Here is a 22,784-nt window from a genome sequence, read left to right on the forward strand (position 1 = left end):
GCCCCGTCCAGCAGCAGCCCCGTCACGTCGCCCACTCCCACGTACGCCCGCGCCCGCGCCACGTCATCCGCGCCGCGCACCCGCAGCGCCTTGATGACCGGCACCCCGAACCCCGAGCAGGCCTCCGGTGGCTCGTCCCCATGGAGCTGCACGGCCGTGAGGCCACACTCCGTCACCGCCCGCCGGATGTCCTCCGCCGCCGCGTTGACGAACACGCCAATCAGCGCCCCCAGGGGCGGCCGCGTGCGCCCGAGCTTCGCCGCCGTGGCCAGGTCCAGATACCGGGGGGAGGGCGGATAGAAGTTGAGCCCGAGCGCGTCCACCCCCGCGTCCCACGCGGCCCGAGCATCCTCGAGCCGCGTCACCCCACACACCTTCACCCGGACACTCACGGCGGCGTGCCTTCCTGTCCGAGCAGCCGCGTGAGCGCCCGTCCCGGCTCCGCGTCGCGCAGGAGCGACTCGCCCACCAGCACCGCGTCGGCGCCGGCCTCTCGCGCGGCGACCAGCTCCGTCACCGACTTGAGCCCGCTCTCCGCCACGAGCACGCGGGCCCGCGAGCGCAGCCTGGGCATCACCCGCAGCGCCGTGCCCACGTCCGTCTTCAACGTGGCCAGGTCCCGGTTGTTGATGCCCACCAGCTCCGCGCCCGCCGCCAGCGCCCGCTCGGCGTGCGCCTCCGTGTGCGCCTCCACCAGCGCGGCGACGTTCACCGCGCGCGCCGTGGCCAGCATCTCGCGCAGCTCACCGTCCTCCAGCGCATCCGCGATGAGCAGCACCGCGTCCGCGCCCCACAGCGCGCTCTCCTCCACCTCGCGCGCCGCGACGAGGAAGTCCTTGCGCAGCACCGGCACCGACACCACGGCTCGCACCGCGACGAGGTCCTCCAGCGCGCCTCCGAAGTCCGGCCCATCCGTCAGCACGCTGATGGCGCTGGCGCCCGCGGCCTCGTAGGCCCTGGCCACCGCGACCACGTCCGCGTGCGGAAACGCCCCGCCGGACGGACTCTTGCGCTTCACCTCCGCGATGACGCTCACGGGACGCCCGGCGGCTCGTCGCAGCAGGCCGCCCGCGAAGTCACGCGGCTCGGGACGGGGGCGCGGCGACAGGGGAGGCCGCTCCGCCAGCTCCCGTCGCTTGCGCGCCATGATGAGGTCCAGCGTCCCCGGCGCGGCCGGAGACGATGTGCCACCACGCTGGCCCCCGCTCACGACACGGCCCCGTGGATGAGCGAGGCGAGCTTGCGCGACGCCGCGCCCGAGTCGATGGCGTGCTCCGCCTTCTTCACGCCCTCGCGCAAGTCCTCCGCTTGTCCGACGACCACGAGCGATGCCGCCGCGTTGAGCAGCACCGCCGTGCGCAGCCCGGAGCGCTCCCCGTCCAGCAGCGAGCGCAGCCGCTTCGCGTTCTCGTCCGCGTCACCGCCGGCGATGGCCTCGCGCGGCACCACCTCGAGCCCCGCGTCCTCGGGCCGCACCGTGAAGCAGCGCACGGTGCCGTCCTCGCGCAGCTCCGCCACCTCGGTGGGCGCGCAGGGCGAGATTTCATCCAGCCCGTCGTGGCCGTGCACCACCCACGCGCGCCGGCTGCCCAGCCGCCCCAGCACGCGCGCCGTCTGCTCCACGCGCTTGCCGTCGAAGGTGCCCAGCAGCTGATAGCGCGCGCCGGCCGGGTTGGTCAGCGGCCCCAGCAGGTTGAACATGCTGTGGAAGCCCATGTCCCTTCGCGCCTGCGCCACGTGCTTGAGCGCGCTGTGGTGCGAGGGCGCGAAGAGGAACCCCACGCCGTATTCGTCGATGTCGAGCGCGACGCGCTCATGCGGCCGCTCCATGGACACACCCAGCGCGGCGAGCACGTCCGCGCTGCCGCACCGACTGGAGACCGCGCGGTTGCCGTGCTTGGCCACCGTCACCCCCGCCCCGGCGGCCACGAAGGCCACCGCGGTGGAGATGTTGAAGGTGTGCGCGCCGTCCCCGCCCGTGCCGCAGGTGTCGAGCACCACCTGCGCGCGCGGAGACAGCTTCGCCGCGCAGGCCCGCATGGCCTCCGCGGCGCCGAGGATTTCGTCCTCGGTCTCACCCTTCATCTTGAGCGCCGTCGCCAGCGCCCCCACTTGAGCAGGCGATGCCTCGCCCGCGAGCATCAGGCCCATGACCCGGGCCATCTCCTCGCGGGTGAGGTCGCGCCGGCCCACCACCTTGCCCAGCGCTTCCTTGAGGGTCATCGCGCGCTATCCCAACCGCACGACTTCACGGCCCATGGCCTGTGCAATCGCCCGCACCTCGTTCATGGACTTGTCGAACTCGGAGAAGTCCAACGACTGGGCGCCGTCCGACTTCGCGCGCGGCGGGTCGGGGTGCACTTCCACGATGATGCCGTCGGCCCCCACCGCCACCGCCGCCCGCATCATCGCCGGCACCGCCTTGCGCACGCCGATGCCGTGCGACGGGTCCACGAAGACGGGCAGGTGCGACAGCTGCTTGAGCATGGGCACGGCGTTCAGGTCCAACGTGTTGCGCGTCATCGTCTCGAACGTGCGGATGCCGCGCTCGCAGAGGATGACCTGGGTGTTGCCGCGCGCGACGATGTACTCGGCCGCCATCAACAGCTCCTTGATGGTCGCGCTCATGCCGCGCTTGAGCAGCACGGGCTTGCGCCGCTCGCCCACCGCCTCCAGCAGGCTGAAGTTCTGCATGTTGCGCGCGCCAATCTGGAGGATGTCCGTGGCGTCCGCCACCGCGTCCAGCGTCGCGGTGTCCTTCACCTCGGTGGTGACGAGCAGGCCCGTCTCCTGGCGCGCCTCGGCCAAGAGCGCGAGGCCGTCACCCTTGAGCCCCTGGAACTCGTAGGGGCTGGTGCGCGGCTTGAACGCGCCGCCGCGCAGCATGGTGGCGCCCGACTTCTTCACCGCGTGCGCGGTGGACAGAATCTGCTCGCGCGACTCCACCGAGCACGGCCCGGCGATGACGTGGAAGGACGCGCCGCCGATGGTGAGGTCGCCCACGCGCAGCTGCGTGTCGTCCGGCTTCACCTCGCGGCTGACGAGCTTGAACGGCTGGGAGATGGAGACCGCGTCCGCGACGCCGGGCAGCACCCGGAAGGGTTCGGGCTCCACCGCGCCGGGGTTGCCGGTGATGCCGATGGCCGTGCGAGTGCCCCCTGGAATCGCGTGCGGTTGCCAGCCACGACGGCGGATCTCGTCGTTCACACGCTCGATGTCCTGGGCCGTCGCGTCTGGTCGCATCACGATCAACATGGGGTAACCCGCCTTCTCTCCACTCAGGTGACGCCGGGAAGCCCGGCGTTTCGAGGCTCTTGCATGTGGCGCCTCGCCTCCCAGTTCTGCACAAGTGTTCGCTCCCGAGCAACCCGGACGACGGTACGGCTTGCGGCCCGCGCGCTCGCCGCACCAGCATGGAGGGGAGCCAGCGTGGATGTGGGAGAGCGCGTGTCGAACCCGGACGTCATCGTCGTGGGCGCGGGTCTCGCGGGGCTGGCGTGCGCGCGAGCGCTCGTCCAATCCCGCTTGAAAGTGGTGGTCCTGGAAGCCGGGGATGCCCCCGGGGGCCGCGTCCGCACGGATGCTCATGAGGGCTTCCTGCTGGACCGTGGGTTCCAGGTGTACCTGACGGCCTACCCGGAGGGGCGGAGGCTGCTCGACCTGGAGGCGCTGCGGCTGCGGCGCGTCATGCCGGGCGCGAAGGTGTGGCGCCAGGGGCGGCTGTGCACGGTGGCGGACCCGCTGCGTCAGCCGGTGACGGCGCTCACGCACCTGCTCGACGTGCCCGGGACGTTCGGCGACAAGCTGCGGGTGCTGGAGCTGCGGCAGCTGTCGCGCTCGGGCGAGGACGAGGACGTGTGGCTGCGTCCCCAGCGCACCTCGCGGCGCTACCTGGAGGAGCTGGGCTTCACGGAGGACATGGTGGAGGGCTTCCTGCGGCCCTTCCTCGCGGGCGTCTTCCTGGACCGCTCGCTGAACACGTCCAGCCGCTTCTTGGAGTTCGTCTTCCGGATGTTCGCCTCGGGCGAGGCCGGGGTGCCGGAGCAGGGGATGGGGGGAATCGCGGAGCAGCTCGCCGCGAAGCTGCCGCCTGTCGCGCTGAGAAGGCATGCACCCGTGGCCGACGTGTGGGGGCACCGGGTGCGGCTGGAGGATGGGGAGCTGCTGGGCGCGAAGGCGGTGGTGGTGGCCACGGACCCGCTGGCCGCGGCGCGGCTGCTCCCCGGGATGCCGGTGCCGATGATGAACGCGGTGACGTGTCTGTACTTCGCCGCGCCGGAGCCGCCGGTGGAGGGGCCGTGGCTGCTGCTCAATGGTGACGGGAAGGGCGTGGTGAACAACGTGGCGGTGATGAGCGAGGTGTCGCCCGCGTATGCGCCCCGGGGACAGGCGCTCGTGTCCGTGTCGGTGCTGGGCGTGCACTCGGATGAGGCCGGGTTGCGCGAGCGGGTGCGCGTAGAGCTGGCGGAGTGGTTCGGCGCCGCGGTGGCGGACTGGCGGCACCTGCGCACGTACTCGCTCCCGTTCGCGCTGCCGGCGCAGACGATGGCCGCGCTGGAGCCGCCGCATCGGCCGGTGCGACTGTCACCGGGGCTCTATGTGTGTGGTGACCACCGGGACAGCGCGTCCATCCATGGCGCGCTCGGCTCGGGGCGGCGCGCGGCGGAGGCGGTGCTGCTCGACATGGGGTTGTGAGGGGATGGGCTCGCGCGGCGAAGCATCCCTGCGCGATGCGCCCCGAATGGTGCGAGTGAACGCGAAGGTGCCGCGCGGAGAGCACACCATGGAGGCGCGCCCGGCTCTCCAGTGCATGAAGCCACCGTCGGTTGTGAAGCAAGCCGCCGCGCACGTCCGCCGCGCGCGGCGTCACGGACCTCGCTTCAGCGAGCGCCCTTCTTGCCCTTGCGCTTCGTCGCCGCGCGAGCGGTCTTGGCCTTCGCCTTGGACGCCTTGGGCTTGCCCGACGTGGAGCGCTTCGCGCTGACCGCGGTGCCCCGGCGCTTGCCACCGGTCCGCTTGCTCGTCGCGGTGGGACGCCGACGCTTCGCGGCCTCCTCCGTGCGCTCCGTCCGGGCCACCTTGGCGGCCCGCTTGCCACGCGCCTTGCCGCCCGCGGCCTTCTTCGCCCGCGCCGCGCCGGCCTTGCGCGCGCCCTTGCGACGCGCACCCTTGCGTCCGCCGCTCGGGGCCTCGGTGGCCTCCGTCGCGGGGGCCTCGCTCACCACGGGCGCGGGCGCCTCCTCGACCGCGCTCACCACCACCTCGGCCTGCACGGGCGCCGCGCTGACGACCGGCGCCGGCGCACGAGGCGTCCGCGTCACGCTCCGACGAGGACCGGCAGTCGCCACGCGCCGGGTCCGCGCCGCCGACGCGCCCAGGAGGCTCTGCGCCTCACCGGCCTCGTCCGCCCACTGCAGCGGGAAGTCGTCCGCGGTGAGCGGGCCCGAGGCGAGCAGCAGCGGCGCCGCCAGCTCGTCCGCGCCCGAGGCCACGGCGGCCATCGCCGTGACGAGGCTCAGCGTGGTGGGCGTCGCCCCACCCAACGGATAGAGCGCCACCGAGCCCATGTCGTTCCAGCCGACGACCAGGTAGCGGAAGGACTCCGGGTAGCGCGCGCGCAGCGTGCTCAGCACCAGCACGAAGGCATTGAAGCCACCGTCGTCGAAGCGCACCAGCCACTGGTTGCCGAGCGGCTGACGCACGCGGCGGTGAGGCTTGCTGAGCTCCGCGCGGACCACTCCCTGGATGGCGGAGCGGACAGAGGCGTCCGCCGTCGGGAGGATGTCGCAAGTGAAGACGGCGAAGGAGGTCTGGGACATCCAGCCATCATTCCCTATCGCTCACAAGGCTGTCTAATTGTGCGCCGGCGAATCGCGCGAAAGGCGGCGAAAGGCCCCTCCCGCGCCCCGGTGCCCGAGGACCTCCACCCCATTCGAGTGGAGGCCCTTTCACCCCAGTACCGTGCCCTAGCTCGCGGCCTGCGCCGGGGCCTCCGGCTTCGGCGCGTCGGGCACCGGCGCCTTCACGGCCTGCCCCGCCACCTGCGTGAGCAGCGTCGTCAGCCGGCGCGCGAAGCGGTTCGGGTCGGAGATGGTGCTGCCCTCGGTGAGCAGCGCCTGGTCATGCAAGAGCTCAATCCACTCGGCCACCTGCGCCTGGGCCGGGTCCTGGGCGTGGAGCGTCTTCAGGTGCTCGATGACCGGATGCTTGGGATTGACCTCGAGGATGCGCTTCACCCTCGGCATTCCCTTACCCCGCTGCTGCAGCAGCCGCTCCAGGTACGCGGGCGAGCCGCCCTCGGGGACGACGAGGCACACCGGCGAGTCCGTGAGCCGGTCCGACACGCGCACCTCGCGCACCGAGTCCTGCAGCACGTCCTTCATCCGCGACGTGAGCCCCTTGAGCCCCTCGCTCTTCTCCTCGTGCTCCTTCTTCTGCTCGTCCGTGGACTGCAGCTTCAGGTCCGCCTGGAGCGCGGAGACCAGCGGCTTGCCCTGGAACTCGCGCAGGCCCTGCGCCGCCCACTCGTCCACCGGGTCCGTCATGAAGAGGACCTCGTAGCCGCGCTGCTTGAGCGCCTCCAGGTGCGGGCTGTCCTCCACCGCCTTCCGGGACTCGCCGTAGATGTAATAGAGCGCCTCCTGGCCCTCCTTCATCCGCGACACGTAGTCCGCCAGGGACGTGAGCCCCTCGTCGCGCGAGCTCTCGTAGCGCAAGAGGCCGCCCACCTTGTCCTTGTGCTCGGCCTCGGTGGCCAGCGCCTCCTTGAGCACCGTGCCGAAGGCCTTCCAGAACGTCGTGTAGTCCTCGGGCTTGTCCTTGGCGAGCTTCTCCAACAGGTCCAGCGACTTCTTCACCACGTGCTTGCGGATGGCGCGCACCACCTGCGAGTCCTGCAGCAGCTCGCGCGACACGTTGAGCGGCAGGTCATCCGAGTCGATGACGCCGCGCACGAAGCGCAGCCACTGCGGCACCAGCTCCTCGCAGCGGTCCATGATGAACACGCGCTTGACGAACAGCCGCACCCCGCGCTGCTGCTGCGCGTTCAGGTCGAACGGCGGGTTCTTCGGCAGGAAGAGCAGCCCGGTGAACTGCTGGTTGCCGTCCGCCTTGAAGTGCGTCCACGCGAGCGGCTTCTCCCAGTCGTGCGTCAGGTGCTTGTAGAACTCCTGGTACTGCTCGTCGGTGATGTCCGACCTGGCGCGCTGCCACAGGGCGCTCGCCTTGTTCACCACCTCCAGCGAGCTCTCCGTCTTCGCGTCGTCCCCCGTGCCCGTCGTCTTGGTCACCTGGAGCTTGATGGGGTGGCCGACGTAGTCGGAGTACTGCGTAATCAGCGAGCGCACGCGCCACTCGTCCAGGAACTCCTTCTGGTCCTCCTTGAGGTGGAGGATGACGGAGGTGCCCCGGGCCGCGCGCTCGGCGGGCTCCACGGTGAAGGTGCCGTGCGCCTCGGACGTCCACTTCCACGCCTGGCTGTCCTTGCCGGCGGCGCGGCTGACGACCTCCACGCGGTCGGCGACGAGGTACGCGCTGTAGAAGCCCACGCCGAACTGGCCGATGAGCTGCATGTCCTTCTGGCCGCGCTGGGTCATCGCCTGGATGAACTCGCGCGAGCCGGAGTGGGCGATGGTGCCCAGGTTCTTCACCAGCTCGTCGTGGGACATGCCGACGCCGGTGTCCTCGATGGTGAGGGTGTTCTTCTCCGCGTCCGGCAGGATTCGCAGCTCCAGCTCCGGCGCGTCCGCGAGCAGCTCCGGCTCGGTAATCGCGCGGAAGCGCAGCCTGTCGAGCGCGTCCGAGGCGTTGGAGACCAGCTCCCGGAGGAAGATCTCCTTGTGGCTGTAGAGCGAGTTGATGACCAGGCTGAGGAGCTGGTTGATCTCCGCCTGGAAGGCGTGGGTTTCCCGCTGGGGGGAAGCGTCGACGGTCATGGGTTCAAGGCCTCCGGGCGCCCCGTGTGGGCGCGAAGCGTCGTCTCCCCATAACCATGCAAACCGGCCTGTCGAGGGCCTTCGCCCGAATGCCCCCCGTCGGGCCCGGCGCTGGACGGCCAGGCCCCCGGGTCGGCCCTCGGGAGGGCTAGAGGGGAGGGTAGATGGGCGGGTAGTTGTAGCCGAAGTTGTTGTCCCAGTACGTCTGCCCGTTCACCTCGTACCGGATGTAGTACAGCGGCGTGCCGGACACGGCCGGGATGCGCGCCTGCCAGCGCTCCACGCCGTACGCGTTGGGGCTGGGGATGTACGAGTAGCCCACCGAGTAGCCGGGGACGAAGGCCGCGGCGACCTCGTGGGAAGTGGCCCAGTTGTCCGTCGTGTACACCACCGTGACGCTCTTGGTGTAGGCGAGGTTCTTCACGTCGATGCCGATGTCCACCTCACCCGTGGGCTGCCAGTAGCTGCTGCCCACCAGCACGTTGGCCCGCGGCAGCAGCGGCCCGTTGGTGCGCACCAGCTGGTAGTTGGCCCCGCCGTTGTTGTCCCAGTACGTCTGGCCATTCACCGTGTACTTCGCCACGAACTCCAGGTCCCGCGTGGGCTGCGGGGACGTGCCCCAGCTCTGGTACTGCCGCGTCACCTTCCACAGCTCGTACCCCGCGCCCGCGTCGCCCGAGTAGCTGGCAGCCAGGTCGATCCACGTCCCGTCCGGCTGCTTGTCGTGGATGGCGACCTGCTTCTCGTAGGCCAGGTTCTTCACCACCAGGAGGTAGGTGACGTCCTGCCACGTCTGCCCATAGCGGCTGCTCACGGTGCTCACCGCCTTGAGCAGGCGCACCTCGTCCGCCGCCAGCGCGGAGGAGGAGAACAGCCCCACGCACAGGGCCACCAGCAGCCCCGGCAGCGCGCCCCGGCGGGCCAAGGGGTCGGTTCGAGTCGTCGTCATGAGAAGTCCTCGCGTGCCCGGGTTGAGGGGCACCTGGGTTGCCCGGGAAATCCAGGCTTGCGCATGTTGTCAGCCGGCTCCGACGCGCGCCGCCAAACCGTCCTGGCTGGAATGTTCCGATGCGTACAGGAGCACGGGAGCGCTGGGAGGGGGCGCGACGTTGGGGTAGGGAAGGGCCATGAACCGAACCCTCCTGTCCGTGCTCGGTGCGGCGATGCTGTCCGGCTCCGCCCTCGCCGCCGAGCACGCCGCCGCCCCCGTCGCCCTGCCCGACGCCGCCGAATTGCAGCGCCTCACCGCGCGCTTCGCCCCGGTGGAGCTGAAGGTGGACTTGAAGGCGCTGCCCGCCAACGAGCGGCAGGCGCTCGCGCGCATCGTCCAGGCCTCGCAGTTGATGGACGCGCTCTTCCTGCGCCAGCGCTGGGCGGGCAGCGAGACGGTGCTGCTGGGGCTCACGCGAGACGACTCGCCGCTGGGCCGCGCGCGGCTGCACGCGTTCGTGCTGGACAAGGGCCCGTGGAACAGCCTGGACGAGGGGCGGCCGTTCCTGCCCGGCGTGCCCGCGAAGCCGGAGGCCGGCAACTTCTATCCGGCCGGCGCCACCAAGGAGCAGGTTGAGGCGTGGGTGAAGTCGCTGCCGGAGGCCCAGCAGAAGGAGGCCACGGGCTTCTACACCACCATCCGCCGGGGCACCGACGGCAAGTTCGTCTCCGTGCCGTACAGCATCGAGTACCAGGGTGAGCTGGCCGAGGCCGCGCGCCTGTTCCGCGAGGCCGCGCAGCTGACCAAGCAGCCCACGCTCAAGGCGTTCCTGGAGTCGCGCGCGGACGCGTTCGGCTCGAACGACTACTACGCGAGCGAAGTCGCGTGGATGAAGCTGGACGCGAGCATCGAGCCCACCGTGGGGCCCTACGAGGTCTACGAGGACGGCTGGTTCAACTACAAGGCCGCGTTCGAGGCCTTCGTCGGCCTGCGCGACGACGCGGAGACGCAGAAGCTCGCGAAGTTCAGCGACCACCTGCAGGACCTGGAGAACCACCTGCCCATCGACGCGAAGCTGCGCAACCCGAAGCTGGGCGCGCTGGCCCCCATCCGTGTCGTCAACAGCCTGTTCTCCGCCGGTGACGCCAACCGGGGCGTGCAGACGGCCGCGTACAACCTGCCCAACGACGAGCGCGTCACGGAGGCCATGGGCTCCAAGCGCGTGATGCTCAAGAACGTGCAGGAGGCCAAGTTCCAGCGCGTGCTGGTGCCCATCGCCAAGGTGGCGCTGTCCGCCAGGGACCAGCAGGACGTGGCCTTCGACGCCTTCTTCACGCACATCCTGATGCACGAGCTGATGCACGGGCTGGGGCCGCACAACATCACCGTGGGCGGCAAGGCGACGACGGTGCGCCAGGCGCTCCAGGTGTCCTCCAGCGCGCTCGAGGAGGCCAAGGCGGACATCTCCGGCCTGTGGGCGCTGCAGCGGCTGATGGACACGGGCGTCATCGACAAGGCGATGGGCCGCACCATGTACACGACGTTCCTGGCGTCCGCGTTCCGCTCCATCCGCTTCGGCATCGACGAGGCGCACGGCAAGGGCGTGGCGCTGCAGCTCAACTACTTCCTGGACTCCGGCGCCGTGAAGGTCGCCGCCGACGGCACCTTCTCCGTCGTGCCGGAGACGATGAAGAAGTCCGTCACCGCGCTGACGAAGCAGCTGATGGAGATCCAGGCCAGGGGTGACCGCAAGGCGGCCGAGGCGCTCCTGGCGAAGATGGGCGTGATTCGTCCGCCCGTGCGCAAGGTGCTCGAGCGGCTCAAGGACGTGCCGGTGGACATCGAGCCGCGCTACGTCACCGCGGAGGAGCTGGTGCGCGAGGCCACCGCCCCCTCGGCCGACGCCGGCGTGCGGAAGTAGCCACGGCCGACGGCCCGCTCGCCGCGCCGGGGTGCTTTCCCGTGCGCGGCGGCGCCGTCATCCCCATGAGTCAGGTGAGATGGAGACCACGGCCCGTCATCGCGCACCACCGCTCGGCCCCTGGGGCGTCGTCATCGCGCTCGTCATCATCGGCGCGTGGGGCGCGCACCTGACGTGGATGCTGATGTCCCCGGGGTGGCTGCCCCTGGACTCGCCCCTCACGTGGATGCACGTCGCCTTCCATGCGTGGCTGTGCACGGGGCTGTTCATCACCGGCCATGACGCCATGCACGGCACGGTGGCTCGGCAGGGCTGGGTGAACGAGGCGGTGGGGACGCTCGCCTGCTTCCTGTTCGCGGGGCTGTCCTACCGGCGACTGGTGCTCAACCACCACGCGCACCACCAGCACCCCACGGGCGACGACGACCCGGACTTCTCCACCCGCACCCAGTCCTTCTGGCCGTGGCTGGGGACGTTCATGGTTCGTTACACCACGCTGCCGCAGCTGGGGGTGATGGCGGCCAAGTTCAACGTCCTCGTCTTCCTGGGTGTATCCCAGCCGCGCGTGCTCGTCTTCTGGGTGGTACCGGCCGTGCTGGGGACGTTGCAGCTGTTCTACTTCGGCACCTACCTGCCGCACCGGCGCCCGGACACGCCGGACATGGCGCCGCACCACGCGCGCACGCTGCCGCGCAACCACGTGTGGGCCATGCTGTCCTGTTACTTCTTCGGCTACCACTGGGAGCACCACCAGTCCCCCGGCACGCCCTGGTGGCGGCTGTGGCGCGTCAAGGACGCTCGCGCCGTGCCGCAGCGGGCGGGGGATGTAACGGCCGGGGACGCTGGGCCGTTATAAAGGGTCATGAGCGACAAGCCGCCCGCGGAGCCGCCCGGCTCTGAAATCACCTCCGAACGGCTCTACCTGCGCCGCCGCGACTTCCTGCGCAACGCGGGCCTGTTCACGGGCACGGCCGCCGCCGTGGCGGGGGGCCTGTACCTGCTTACCCGCAAGCAGCGCCGCTTCATGGACGCGTATGTCCCGGACGCGGGCGCCGTCACCGGGCCCGTGGTGAAGGCGAAGGGCGCGTTCGACACGGACGAGCCGCGCACCCCGTACGAGGACGTCACCACGTACAACAACTTCTACGAGCTGGGCCTGGACAAGAACGACCCGGCGCGGCTCGCGCATCACCTCAAGCCCCGGCCGTGGACCGTCACCGTGGACGGGGAGGTGCACGAGCCGAAGACGGTGGACATCGACCAGCTGTTGTCCTGGTTCACGATGGAGGAGCGCGTCTACCGGATGCGCTGCGTGGAGGCCTGGTCCATGGTGATTCCGTGGCTGGGCTTCCCGCTGGCCGCGCTGCTGTCGCGGGTGAAGCCCACCAGCCACGCGCGCTACGTGACGTTCACCACGCTGATGGACCCGGAGCAGCTGCCCGGACAGAAGCGGCCGGTGCTGGACTGGCCCTACCTGGAGGGGCTGCGGCTGGACGAGGCGATGCATCCGCTGACGTTCATGGCCATGGGGTTGTACGGCAAGCAGCTGCCGGCGCAGAACGGCGCACCGCTGCGACTGGTGGTGCCGTGGAAGTATGGGTTCAAGGGGGGCAAGTCCATCGTGCGCATCTCGCTCACGCGCACCATGCCGCTCACCACCTGGAACATGGCGGCGCCGCACGAGTATGGCTTCTACGCCAATGTGAATCCCGCGGTGTCCCATCCGCGCTGGAGCCAGGCCACCGAGCGGCGCATCGGCGACTTCGAGCGCCGGCCCACGCTGCCGTTCAACGGCTATGGCGAGCAGGTGGCGCACCTCTACGCGGGCATGGACCTGCGCGAGAACTTCTGACGCCATGGCCTCGTCTTCCCATCCGTGGCTCAACCCCGCGCTCACCGTGGGCGGGTTGTTGCCCCTGGCGCTGCTCGCCGTGCAGGGGCCGCTGGGACAACTGGGCCCCAACGCCATCGAGGCGGCGCTCAACCAGACGGGGTTGCTCGCGCTGGTGATGTTGCTGGCGTCGCTGGCGTGTACACCGGTGCGGCTGCTCACGCGGTGGACGTGGCCCGCGCGCGTGCGCCGCACGCTGGGGCTCCTGGCCTTCACGTATGCGTGCGCGCACCTGCTCACCTACGCGGTGCTGGACCAGGGGCTGGCGTGGCGGGCGCTGGGGGAGGACGTGCTGAAGCGGCCCTTCATCACCGTGGGCTTCACCGCGTGGGTGCTGCTGGTGCCCTTGGCCGTCACGTCCACGAACCGCTGGGTGAGGAGGCTCGGCTTCCCGCGCTGGCAGCGCCTGCACCGGCTGGCCTATGTGGCCGCGGTGCTGGGCGTGGTGCACTTCGTGTGGCGGGTGAAGCAGGACGTCACCGAGCCGCTCATCTACGGCGCGGTGCTCGCGCTGCTCTTCGCGGTGCGCGTGGGCGAGGCGCTGCGAAAACGCCGGGCCCGCGCCGCTGCGGCGGCCCGGAACCCGGCGTGAGGTGAGGGCGGCTCGCCCGTCGTGCTGCTCGCGAGGTCTCGCGAGGAAGGACTCCACCCGCTGAAGGGTTCGCGCTGCTTCAGTGGCTCGGAGCCTGACGCAAGGGCGGCTCGCCCGTCGTGCTGCTCGCGAGGTCTCGCGAGGAAGGACTCCACCCGCTGAAGGGTTCGCCCTGCTTCAGTGGCTCGGAGCCTGACGCAAGGGCGGCTCGTCCGTCGTGCTGCTCGCGAGGTCTCGGGAAGAAGGCCTCCACCCGCTGAAGGGTTCGCTCTGCTTCAGTGGCTCGGAGCCTGACGCAAGGGCGGCTCGCCCGTCGTGCTGCTCGCGAGGTCTCGGGAGGAAGGCCTCCACCCGCCGAGGGGCTCGCGCTGCTTCTGCGGCTCGGGCTCCGTCGTGAGGACGGGGTCCCTGGTGCTACTTGCGCGGCAGCGGGAGGATGGTGTCCACCAGCGTCATGAGCTGTGCGCAGCTCACCGGCTTGCGGACGAAGGCGCTGATGCCGGCCTTCTGACCCAGCGCGCGCACCTCGGCGACGTTCGGGTCACCCGTCATCATCAGGATGGGGACCTTCGCCAGCCGGGGGTTGGCGTTGGCGCGAATCTGCGCCGCGAAGTCGGCGCCGTTCATCCCGTCCATGTGGAAGTCGGTGAGGATGAGGTCGATGCCCTCCGCCTCGGCGACCTTCAGTCCCTCTTCGGCGGACTCCGCCTCCAGGAACTCGAAGTTGCGCGCCATGAGGTAGATCTTCAGCAGCGTCCGGATGGAGCGGCTGTCGTCCACCAGCAGCACGCGCTGCGGCGCGCCGCCCGTCGCGGTCCGGCTTCCACCAGGGCGCGCCGGGTCCGTCGTGGTGCGGTTGGGAACGGGCTCTGGGGAGGGAAGGGTACCGGCCTTCATCGGATCACGACCTCAGGTGGGGCTGTCCCCCTGCAGACCCAAGCATGTTGACGGAAGGACATGGCGAAGTCAAAGCACCGTCCTTCCTCTCTTTTTTCCCGATGTGGGGCGTCGCACACCCTTGCGCGCCACGAGGTGGGGCTCAGGGGACCTCAAGCACGAAGGCCTGACTTTCGACGCCCGGAATCCCGATGCTCGCCGCCAGCGGCGGGGCGAGCTCGTTGGGGACCCGCCATGTCTGCCCCGTGGATTGGATCAGCACCACGGAGTAGCGGCCCTTCGGCAGCCCGTCGAGACGGGCCGGGGCGGCCGCGTCGCTGGCATCCAGGGCGATGGGCTGCACGGCCACCTGGAGCTCCGCCAGGGGCACGGGCGTCATCCGGGGCTGGCCGTTCTCATCCGTCAGCGCCGCGAGGATGGGGTCCATCACCAGCCCCGCCGCGAGCACCACCAGGTCCGGCCTGCCGTCACGGGTGCCGTCGGCGCGCAGGTAGTCGATGCCGTCCGCGTCGAGGATGCTGTCGCGGTCCAGGTCGTTGTCCTCGAGCAGGCCCGGCTCATCCGCCAGCTTGCGCACCACGACGCGCGGCCAGACATCCGGCACCCCGTCGCGGTTGGCGTCGTCCGGCACGCCGTCGCGGTTGGCGTCCACGTAGCTGACGAGGAAGGCCTTGGGCCGCTGCGTCACCGGGCTGGCCTCCACCACCTGCGGCGTCAGCCGCAGCACCTTCATGGGCCCGCCCGCCGCCAGGGTGTTGTCCCCGCCGCCGGCGACGGTGACCTGGAAGGCGGGCCGGTCCACCGGCACCTGCGCGGTGGCCTGCGAGAAGCTCACCGTGACGTTGGTGAGCGGCTGCGGATGGCCCTCCTCGTCCTTGGTGACCTCCAGGACCAGCGGCTGGCCGTTGGTCAGGTCCACCGCGGCGCCGCCGATGTCGCCCGTGTTGGGCTCGCTGGTGACGCCGTACCAGGGGTTGAAGTCGGAGGCGTGGCAGGGCGTGACGCCCGTCGCGCAGGTGTCCACGTCGATGAAGCCGCGCAGCATGTACCGGCCCGCCCCCACCAGGCTGAACGCGAAGGGCGCGGTGAAGGGGCCGGGCGAATTGGTGCCGAGCGCCGGGCCGAACAGCTGCGCCGCGGGGATGACGGTGAAGGCCACCGGACGGCCGCTGCCCTGGGGCGGCGGCAGCGGGCGCTTGTCCACGTCGTAGAGGAACACCACCGCGTTGCCCCGGAGGGCCGACTGCACGACGAGGCTGCCCTCGATGCGGGCGGTGTGCAGGGCCTGCTGGCCGTCCGCCGTGGGGACCACGGACGGGGACTCACACCCCAGCACGAGCAGGGACGAGGCGAGCGCGACGAGCGCGGAGGGCTTGAACGAGGAGGTGCGGCTCATGGAGTCACCGTCAGCGTCGCATAGACGCGCCGCTCGATGCGGTTGCCGAAGGGGTGTTGGGAGTGCGCGGCGCCCAGTTGGCTGCCGATGAGCGCCACGTCCACCAGGTTCTTCACCGCCGTGTAGCCCACGCGCGCGTTGATGATGGTGTGGGCGCCCAGCGGATTGGAGGCCAGCTCGATGCGGGTCGGGTCCGCCGCCGCGGGCTCGCGCTCAATCCAGGTCGTGGACGAGGTGTAGGCCAGGTCCACGCCGAACTCGAGGTCCGCCTGGGTGCGGTAGGTGACGCCGCCGTACAGCTTGAGCTGCGGCACCTGGCTGCACGGGCCGCACTCCGCCTTGTCCTCCAGGTCCGAGGAGACCGTCTGGAAGGCGGCGCTCGCCTTGATGCCCAGGCCGTCGATGAGGGCCAGCGTGAGGCCGGCCTCCGCGCCGCGCGCGGTGTAGATGGAGTCCTCGTTGACGAAGCGCGAGCGGCCGATGAGGTAGTTGCCCGTGGCCGCGTCGTAGGACTCGCCCACCGGCAGCCGCTCGAAGTTGGACAGGCCGATGAGGTCCTTCACCCGGTTCTGGTAAAGGGCCACGTCCCAGTCCATGCCCAGCTCCGCGGACTCGCCGCGCCAGCCCAGCTCGAAGGCGGTGAGGCGCTCGGGGCGCAGGGCCGTGTTGCCCGTCGTCAGCGCGCTGGCGCCGTTGACGCCCTGCACGGGGACCAGCAGCCGCGTGTAGCTCTCCAGGAACGTGGGCTCGCGGAAGGCGGACGCCGCGCTGATGCGGAACGCGTGGCCCTCCACGGGCATGAACAGCGCGGACACGCGAGGCGAGTGCGCCAGGCCCGGCGAGCCCCCGTCCAGCAGCGGGTGCCGGTCCACGCGGTAGCTGGCGATGAGGCGCAGCGGGTCCGCCAGCCTCCACTCGTCCTGCACGAAGGCGGCGGCGTGGACCTCCTCACGCAAGGGGCCCAGGTAGTCCCAGCCCACGCGCTTGAGGCGGCCCTCCACGCCGACGTTGAGCTGGTGCTCGCCGCCCAGGTGGAAGGCGCGCGCGAAGAGCAGCTCCGCGTTGAACAGGTTGGAGCTGACCTCCGTGCCCAGCGAGCGCTGACCGATGGGCTCGTACTGGGGACCGGCGCTGCCGGAGATGTGGTTCCAGAACGTCTTGAGCTTCAGCGGCCCCAGCTCCACGTCGCCCTTGGCGTACGCGTTGAGGCCGTCCATGAAGTAGTTGCGCAGAAGGCCCAGCGGATAGATTTCCGTCGCGTAGCGGTGCACGCCGCCGGACAGGCCCACCGTGCGGCCCTCCGCGAAGCTGTACACCGTGGACAGCGTGGCCCGGGCCCCGCGCATGCCGATGTCCGGGTCCGGGTCCCTGAGCACGATGTCCGGCCGGTCGCTCGCGTAGTCGCGGCTCCACTTGTCCGCCTGCGAGTACGCCACCGACGCGCGGTAGCGCAGCGCCCCGGAGCTGCCGTGGCTCAGGAACGAGCCCGCCACGCTGTGGCCGGTGCCGCCCGTCACGGTGAAGCGCGCGCGGGGGCCGGAGCCGGGGGCCTGGGTGATGATGTTGATGACGCCCAACATCGCGTTGGCGCCGTAGAGCGCGCTGCCCGGGCCGCGGATGACCTCGATGCGCTCGATTTCATCCAGGCCGATGGGGATGGACGACCAGAGCGTCAGGCCGAGGAAGTCCTGGTACTCGGTGCGGCCGTCGACGAGCACGAGCACCTTGTTGGCGATGCGCTGGTTGAAGCCGCGCATGGACACGTTGGCGCTGCCGATGCCCAGCGACATCACGTCCGCGCCCGGCACGCGCCGCAAGAGCTCCGGCAGGCTGGTGGCGCCAGACAGGCGGATGTCCTCCGCGGTGATGACGGTGGTGGCGTTGGGCGCCTCCAGCGAGGACTGGGCGCGGCGGCTGGCCGTCACCACGCGCTCCTCGTAGGGCACCGCGCCGTCGTCGCCCGTGGCCGCCTCGGACACGCCGGGCAGCACGGAGGGCACGTACGTGGAGGGCGCGGGCGTCGCGGGGCCCGAGGGCATGGACTCCGCGCGCTCGATGGCCTTCTCCAGCCGCTCCAGGAGCCCCGCCAGCTGCTGCTGGGACTGGACGCTCGCGGGGGGCGGCGGCATGGGCAGCGCGGAGGTGTCCGTCGCGCCGGCGGCGGCCTCCGCCTCGCGCTGCTTCGCCTCCAGCGCCGCGACGGTGGTCTCCACCGTGGCCGCGTCCGGCGGGTTGCTCGCCAGGTAGCGCCGGTAGGTCTCCAGCGCCTCCGCGGAGCGGCCCGCGTCCTGGTACGCGCGCGCGATGTTGAAGAGGACGTTGGGGTGCGGCTTGATGGCGTACGCCTGCTCCAGCTCGGCGATGCCCTGGTCGTACTCCTTCCGGGCGATGAGGCTCATGCCGGTGCGGAAGTGACGACGGGCTTCCAGGCGTGCGTCCGCCAGGGCCTGCGACGCGCAAAGACACAGCGCCACGAGGCCCACTCGACGAAGGGATTTGAAGTGTTTCACTAGTAGGGGTTGTCCTTGAAATTGTCGCGCGACTCAGCGGGCCGCTGGGGGCGGGCCGGCGCAGTCGGCTTCTTCTTGAGCCTGTGGCGGATGGTCTGTTCGGTGCCGGTGCCCTCGGCCTTCACCGTGAGGGGCTGGTAGCCCTCCAGCGTGAAGGTCAGCTCCGCGCTCGCCCTGCCTTCACCGTCCTGCCGCACCTTGTACGTCACGGGGGTGACACCCAGGTCCTTGTTCCCCGCGCGCACCCGGGCGCCCATGGGCTCGCTCTCGATGGTGAAGAGCACCGACGGCACGTTGCCGGGCACCAGCGGCGCCAGCGCCAGGTCGTCGTCCACGGCGACGGCCGTCGACCCCGGGGGCGCCTTCTCGGGCGCGGGGGGCGCCTTGGGCGCCATGGCCTGGGTGGGGACGGCGTTGGCCGGCAGCGGCTTGAGCTTGGGCTCGCGCATCATCATCGCCACCGCGAACAGCCCGCCGCCAATCACGATGGCGCCGCCGAGGATGGCCAGGGGCAGCAGCAGGCCCTTGCCGGACTTCGCGGCGGGCTCCTCCACGGCGATGTCCAGCGCCATGGTGCTGGGGCCGGAGCCGGCGGCGCTCACCGGCCCGCTGATGGGGCCGCTGCGAGGACCGCTGCCGGTGCCCGTCAGGCGCGGGCCGCTGAAGACGCCGCTGACGCCCACCACGTGCGAGAGGCGGCGCATCGCCTCCAGCACTTCGTCCATGGACTGGTAGCGCTCGGAGGGAATCTTGGCGAGGCACTTCATGACGAGCGCCTCCACCTCCGCGGGCACGCCATGGCTGGCCCAGACGGCGCCGAAGGCGGGAGGGGGCTCGTTGATGTGCTTGACGATGACGTCGATGCTCTGCGCGGCCAGGAAGGGCGGCTGGCCCATCAGCATCTGATAGAGCACCACGCCCATGCTGTACACGTCGCTGCGCGGGTCGGCGACGTTGCGCGCCTGCTCCGGCGCCATGTACTGCGGCGAGCCCAGGATGATGCCCGCCTGGGTGAGCGACGTGTCCTGCGGCACGTCCGCGTCGCCGATGAAGGACTTCACCAGGCCGAAGTCGAGCACCTTGACGATGTCGTGGTCCGTCTCCTGGTTGAGGACCATCACGTTGGCGGGCTTCAGGTCGCGGTGGATGAGGCCGACCTTGTGCGCCTCGCGCAGCGAGCGGGCGATCTGCTGCGTGATGTTGAGCGCGCGCGCCCACGGCAGCGGGCCCACCTGCGTGAGCAGCTGGCCGAGCGTGAGCCCGTCCAGGTACTCCATCGCGATGTAGTAGATGTCGTCGTCCGTCTTGCCGTAGTCGATGACGGTGACGGTGTTGGGGTGGCGCAGCTTCGCGGTGACGCTGGCTTCCAGGAAGAAGCGCTTCTGGAAGCCCGGGTCCTTGCCCTCGTCGTTGTAGTGGGGGTTCAAGACCTTCAGCGCGACCAGCCGGTCCAGCGGCGCCTGCACCGCCTTGTAGACGCGACCCATGCCTCCGGCGCCCAGGGTCTCCAGGATGCGGAAGCGCTCGTTGAGGACGCGCCCCAGCAGCGGATCCACCATGTCGGGCGGCGCGCCATTCGTCGGGGCGTTGTTTTCAATCATGTCTGCCCCCACCGACCGGGAAGGCACACGACGCTCCGGTCGAACATGCGTGCGGATGCTAACACCGCAATCGTCCACTGCCCAAGCGACCTGCCAGGTTGGCGCAGTGCATCAACGGCCGATAAACCGGCCTGGGCGCCGCAACGTCCGGCACCGGACACGCGGCCGGTGGATCAGCCGGCGGACGCGGACTGGGGGGCGGGAGCGTGAGCGACTCGGAGTGCGGAACAAGGTTTTCGGGATTTCATGAAGCCTCCGCGAAGAGGGGGCGCGCGGTTAGGGTGGCGGGATGAGCGTCCACCTGACCGAGTTGCTTTCCAGCGCGCCCGCCTACCCGCGGCGGGTGGTGTGCATGACGGAGGAGACGACGGAGGTGCTCTACCGCATCGGCGCGGGGGAGCTGGTGGTGGGGGTGTCTGGCTTCACGGTGCGGCCGCCGGAGGCGCGCAAGAAGCCCCGGGTGTCGTCGTTCCTGGACGCCAACTTCGAGCGCATCCTGGAGCTCAAACCGGACCTGGTGTTGGGCTTCTCCGACTTGCAGGCGGACCTGGGCCGCGAGCTGTGCAAGCGGGGCGTGCCCGTGTACCTGTTCAACCAGCGCTCGGTGGCGGAGATCCTCCAGTCGGTGCGGCTGACGGGCGCGCTGGTGGGGCGCGCGGAGGCGGCGGAGAAGCTGGCGGAGGAGCTGACGGCGAACCTCACGCGCCACGCGGACGCGGCGGAAGCGCTGCCGCGCCGGCCGCGCATCTTCTTCGAGGAGTGGCACGAGCCGCTCATCTCCGGCATCCGCTGGTGCTCGGAGCTGGTGGAGCTGGTGGGCGGCGTGGACGTGTGCCGCGAGTCGCGCGCGTCGCAAGGCGCGAAGGGGCGCATCTTCGAGCCCGAGGAGGTGGCGCGCAGGAACCCCGACGGCGTCATCGCCAGCTGGTGTGGCCGCAAGGCGAAGCGGGACAAGATTGCCGCGCGTCCGGGCTGGGAGAAGGTGACGGCGGTGGTGGAAGACCAGCTCTACGAGGTGAAGAGCAGCCTCATCCTGCAGCCGGGCCCCGCGGCGTTGTCGGACGGCGTGGAGAAGCTCGCGCGCATCGTCTCGGCGATTGCGCGCGGGGAGAAGCTGCCCGTGCCGAAGGGCGCGGACCTGCGCGGCGGCTGACGGACGTTGGAACTCCGCGTGGGGGCAAGGCTCCCTCGATGGAGGGAGCCGGTGCGACAGTCGAGCCGGAACGACAAAGGGGCCCCTATGCTCCGGCCCGAGGACACACGCAACGCAAGGAGGCAGGACGTGGAAGGATTTCCGCTGAAGCTCACATGGAAGGGCTCCACCGCGAGCGAGTACAGCCGCAACGCGGTGGCCGGCACGGATGGCAAGCCGGACATCCTGGTGAGCGCGGGGACGGGGTACGGCGGCGAGGACTCGCGCTGGAATCCGGAGGACCTGCTCGGGGCCTCGGTGGCGCAGTGCCACCTGCTCACGTTCCTGGCGCTGGCGAAGAAGCTGCGGCTGGACGTGCGCTCGTACGAGGACCAGGTGACGGTGTTCCTCGACACGGTGGAGAAGGTGAAGCGGGTGAACAAGGTCCGCCTCGCGCCGCTCATCCGCGTGGCGCCGGGCACGGACGTGGAGAAGGTGCGCGAGATGTTCGTGAAGGCGCACAAGTACTGCTTCATCGGCCAGAGCCTCACCGCCGAGGTGGTGATGGAGCCGACCATCGAGGTGCAGTCCGAGGCGTAGCGCTCAGCGCTTCCTGCGCGGCTTCTGCTCGGACACCTTCTTCACGACGGCGTCCGAGCACGCCAGGGCCCGGCCGTCCTCGGCGCGCAGCTCCAGGGGGCGCACCGGCCTGCCGTGCTCCGTGTCGACCAGGCGGGAGCGGGGCTCGTCGGGTTGGAAGCAGTGGTGCTCGCCCCATTGCCTCAAGGCCACGATGACCTGGAACAGGTCCTTGCCCTTGGGCGTCAGCGCGTACTCGTGGAACGCGCTCCCGTCGGACGCGGCCACCGTCTCCAGGATGCCGTGCGCGACGAGGTTGCGCAGGCGGCTGGAGAGGATGTTGCGCGCCACGCCCAGGTTCTTCTGGAGCTCTCCGAAGCGGCGCAGGCCGTCGAACACGTCCCGGAGGATGAGCAGGGACCACTCGTCGCCGAGGATGTCCACGGTCCGCTCGACGGGGCACTCGGCCTGGCTGTGGGGTTTTCGCTGCGCCATTCGGAAACGGAGGTTGCCACATCCCCTCCGGCCCGTTAACTCCCTACTGGTTTCATTTTGAAACCAGATGCGGGCAGGTGGTGGATGCAATCGGAGTCCGAGGTGGCGGAGCCCGCGGGCAGGGGGGGCGCCCGGGCTGTCGGGCGCGGTGACGTGGCTGTTCGCGGTGGCCTGCGGGCTGGCCGTCGCCAACGTCTACTACGCGCAGCCGTTGTTGGATGCGATGGCGCGGGAGCTGGGGTTGCAACCCGCGACGGTGGGCGTGGTCGTCACTGTCACGCAGGTGGGGTACGGGTTGGGGCTGTTGCTCCTGGTGCCGCTGGGGGATTTGGTGGAGCGGCGTCGGCTGGTCGCCCTGCAGATGCTGCTGTCGGTGGCGGCGTTGACGCTGGTGGGGCTGGCGCCCTCGGGCGCGGTGTTGCTCGGCGCGCTGGCGGTGGTGGGGCTGCTCGCGGTCGTCACGCAGGTATTGGTGGCGTTCTCCGCGTCGCTCGCGTCGCCAGCCGAGCGGGGCCGCGTGGTGGGGCTGGTGACGAGCGGGGTGGTGATAGGCATCCTGATGGCGCGCACCGTGGCGGGCTTGCTGTCCGATGTCGCCGGGTGGCGCTCCGTCTATCTCGTGTCGGCGGGCGCGACGTTGCTCGTGGCCCTGGCGCTGCTGCGGGTGCTGCCTCGCGAGCGTGCGCGCACGCGGCTGTCCTATCCGGAGCTGCTGCGCTCGGTGCTCACGCTGTTCGGGGAGGAGCCCGTGCTGCGGGTCCGCGCGGTGCTCGCGCTGTTGGGCTTCGCCGCGTTCAGCACCTTGTGGACGCCGATGGTGCTGCTGCTGGCGGCGCCGCCGTTCTCGCTCTCGCACACGCAGGTGGGCCTGTTCGGCGTCGCGGGGGGCGCGGGCGCGCTGGGGG

Annotated in this window: 19 protein-coding genes and 1 pseudogene; 8 read left to right on the forward strand and 12 right to left on the reverse strand. The window is 70.7% G+C overall.

Going from position 1 to position 22,784, the window contains the following annotated elements; all coding sequences use genetic code 11:
- From FL311_RS24625 to aroF, 4 genes and pseudogenes are all read right to left on the reverse strand, one after another.
- Positions 1 to 392 (reverse strand): annotated as a pseudogene (locus tag FL311_RS24625) (phosphoribosylanthranilate isomerase); the annotation flags it as partial.
- The gene (locus FL311_RS24630) at positions 389 to 1,147 is read right to left on the reverse strand and encodes an indole-3-glycerol-phosphate synthase (RefSeq protein WP_141328527.1); all 759 of its coding nucleotides are present in this window, start codon (positions 1,145 to 1,147) and stop codon (positions 389 to 391) included. The pseudogene FL311_RS24625 and the gene FL311_RS24630, both read right to left, overlap by 4 nt.
- A gap of 59 nt (positions 1,148 to 1,206) precedes the next feature.
- Positions 1,207 to 2,223, reverse strand: coding sequence for an anthranilate phosphoribosyltransferase (gene trpD / locus FL311_RS24635; RefSeq protein WP_141328530.1), 1,017 nt, complete (start codon positions 2,221 to 2,223; stop codon positions 1,207 to 1,209).
- A 6-nt stretch (positions 2,224 to 2,229) separates the two neighbouring features.
- Complete coding sequence (gene aroF, locus FL311_RS24640; protein WP_141328532.1) at positions 2,230 to 3,255, reverse strand: 3-deoxy-7-phosphoheptulonate synthase; 1,026 nt, start codon at positions 3,253 to 3,255, stop codon at positions 2,230 to 2,232.
- A 192-nt stretch (positions 3,256 to 3,447) separates the two neighbouring features.
- On the opposite strand from aroF, the gene FL311_RS24645 reads away from it, so the two are divergent.
- Positions 3,448 to 4,695 carry an NAD(P)/FAD-dependent oxidoreductase gene (locus FL311_RS24645; protein WP_194869353.1) on the forward strand — a complete coding sequence of 416 codons (1,248 nt, stop codon included), beginning with the start codon at positions 3,448 to 3,450 and terminating at the stop codon, positions 4,693 to 4,695.
- Between the two features lie 185 nt (positions 4,696 to 4,880).
- Here the strand turns inward: FL311_RS24645 and FL311_RS24650 are convergent, their stop codons facing one another.
- The 3 genes from FL311_RS24650 to FL311_RS24660 form a co-directional block, all read right to left on the reverse strand.
- Positions 4,881 to 5,819, reverse strand: a complete 939-nt coding sequence (locus FL311_RS24650; RefSeq protein ID WP_141328536.1) for a hypothetical protein — start codon at positions 5,817 to 5,819, stop codon at positions 4,881 to 4,883.
- 147 nt (positions 5,820 to 5,966) lie between these two features.
- Positions 5,967 to 7,934: a molecular chaperone HtpG gene (gene htpG, locus FL311_RS24655; RefSeq protein ID WP_141328538.1), complete on the reverse strand. Its 1,968-nt coding sequence runs from the start codon at positions 7,932 to 7,934 to the stop codon at positions 5,967 to 5,969.
- Positions 7,935 to 8,082: 148 nt separating this feature from the next.
- Positions 8,083 to 8,883: a carbohydrate-binding protein gene (locus tag FL311_RS24660; RefSeq protein ID WP_141328540.1), complete on the reverse strand. Its 801-nt coding sequence runs from the start codon at positions 8,881 to 8,883 to the stop codon at positions 8,083 to 8,085.
- Between the two features lie 178 nt (positions 8,884 to 9,061).
- Between FL311_RS24660 and FL311_RS24665 the strand changes: the two genes are divergently transcribed.
- The 4 genes from FL311_RS24665 to FL311_RS24680 all read left to right on the forward strand — a co-directional run bounded on the left by FL311_RS24665 (position 9,062) and on the right by FL311_RS24680 (position 13,269).
- On the forward strand, positions 9,062 to 10,786 hold the full coding sequence (locus FL311_RS24665; protein WP_141328542.1) for a hypothetical protein: 1,725 nt from the start codon (positions 9,062 to 9,064) through the stop codon (positions 10,784 to 10,786).
- Positions 10,787 to 10,865: 79 nt separating this feature from the next.
- On the forward strand, positions 10,866 to 11,642 hold the full coding sequence (locus tag FL311_RS24670) for a fatty acid desaturase (protein WP_141328544.1): 777 nt from the start codon (positions 10,866 to 10,868) through the stop codon (positions 11,640 to 11,642).
- Between the two features lie 6 nt (positions 11,643 to 11,648).
- Positions 11,649 to 12,638 carry a protein-methionine-sulfoxide reductase catalytic subunit MsrP gene (msrP, locus tag FL311_RS24675; protein ID WP_141328546.1) on the forward strand — a complete coding sequence of 330 codons (990 nt, stop codon included), beginning with the start codon at positions 11,649 to 11,651 and terminating at the stop codon, positions 12,636 to 12,638.
- 4 nt (positions 12,639 to 12,642) lie between these two features.
- The gene (locus FL311_RS24680) at positions 12,643 to 13,269 is read left to right on the forward strand and encodes a sulfite oxidase heme-binding subunit YedZ (RefSeq protein ID WP_141328548.1); all 627 of its coding nucleotides are present in this window, start codon (positions 12,643 to 12,645) and stop codon (positions 13,267 to 13,269) included.
- 414 nt (positions 13,270 to 13,683) lie between these two features.
- Here FL311_RS24680 and FL311_RS24685 read toward each other — a convergent pair whose 3' ends face one another.
- The 4 genes from FL311_RS24685 to FL311_RS24700 all read right to left on the reverse strand — a co-directional run bounded on the left by FL311_RS24685 (position 13,684) and on the right by FL311_RS24700 (position 19,673).
- Complete coding sequence (locus tag FL311_RS24685) at positions 13,684 to 14,166, reverse strand: response regulator (RefSeq protein WP_046715893.1); 483 nt, start codon at positions 14,164 to 14,166, stop codon at positions 13,684 to 13,686.
- A 142-nt stretch (positions 14,167 to 14,308) separates the two neighbouring features.
- On the reverse strand, positions 14,309 to 15,562 hold the full coding sequence (locus FL311_RS24690; RefSeq protein WP_141328550.1) for a hypothetical protein: 1,254 nt from the start codon (positions 15,560 to 15,562) through the stop codon (positions 14,309 to 14,311).
- Entirely contained in the window at positions 15,559 to 18,030 is a 2,472-nt protein-coding gene (locus FL311_RS24695; RefSeq protein ID WP_141328562.1) for a TonB-dependent receptor, read from the reverse strand. Before FL311_RS24695 ends, FL311_RS24690 begins: the two co-directional genes overlap by 4 nt.
- Before the next feature lie 41 nt (positions 18,031 to 18,071).
- Positions 18,072 to 19,673, reverse strand: a complete 1,602-nt coding sequence (locus tag FL311_RS24700) for a serine/threonine-protein kinase (RefSeq protein WP_141328552.1) — start codon at positions 19,671 to 19,673, stop codon at positions 18,072 to 18,074.
- Positions 19,674 to 19,962: 289 nt separating this feature from the next.
- Between FL311_RS24700 and FL311_RS24705 the strand changes: the two genes are divergently transcribed.
- Positions 19,963 to 20,826: an ABC transporter substrate-binding protein gene (locus FL311_RS24705; protein WP_141328554.1), complete on the forward strand. Its 864-nt coding sequence runs from the start codon at positions 19,963 to 19,965 to the stop codon at positions 20,824 to 20,826.
- Between the two features lie 129 nt (positions 20,827 to 20,955).
- Positions 20,956 to 21,405, forward strand: a complete 450-nt coding sequence (locus tag FL311_RS24710; protein ID WP_194869352.1) for an OsmC family protein — start codon at positions 20,956 to 20,958, stop codon at positions 21,403 to 21,405.
- Positions 21,406 to 21,408: 3 nt separating this feature from the next.
- Here FL311_RS24710 and FL311_RS24715 read toward each other — a convergent pair whose 3' ends face one another.
- Positions 21,409 to 21,828: a helix-turn-helix domain-containing protein gene (locus FL311_RS24715; RefSeq protein ID WP_228557049.1), complete on the reverse strand. Its 420-nt coding sequence runs from the start codon at positions 21,826 to 21,828 to the stop codon at positions 21,409 to 21,411.
- Positions 21,829 to 22,027: 199 nt separating this feature from the next.
- On the opposite strand from FL311_RS24715, the gene FL311_RS24720 reads away from it, so the two are divergent.
- Positions 22,028 to 22,784, forward strand: a 757-nt coding sequence (locus tag FL311_RS24720; protein WP_228557050.1) for an MFS transporter, incomplete at its 3' end; no start/stop codon positions are given.

It is taken from the genome of Myxococcus sp. AB025B (assembly GCF_006518215.1).
Classification (GTDB): domain Bacteria; phylum Myxococcota; class Myxococcia; order Myxococcales; family Myxococcaceae; genus Myxococcus; species Myxococcus fulvus.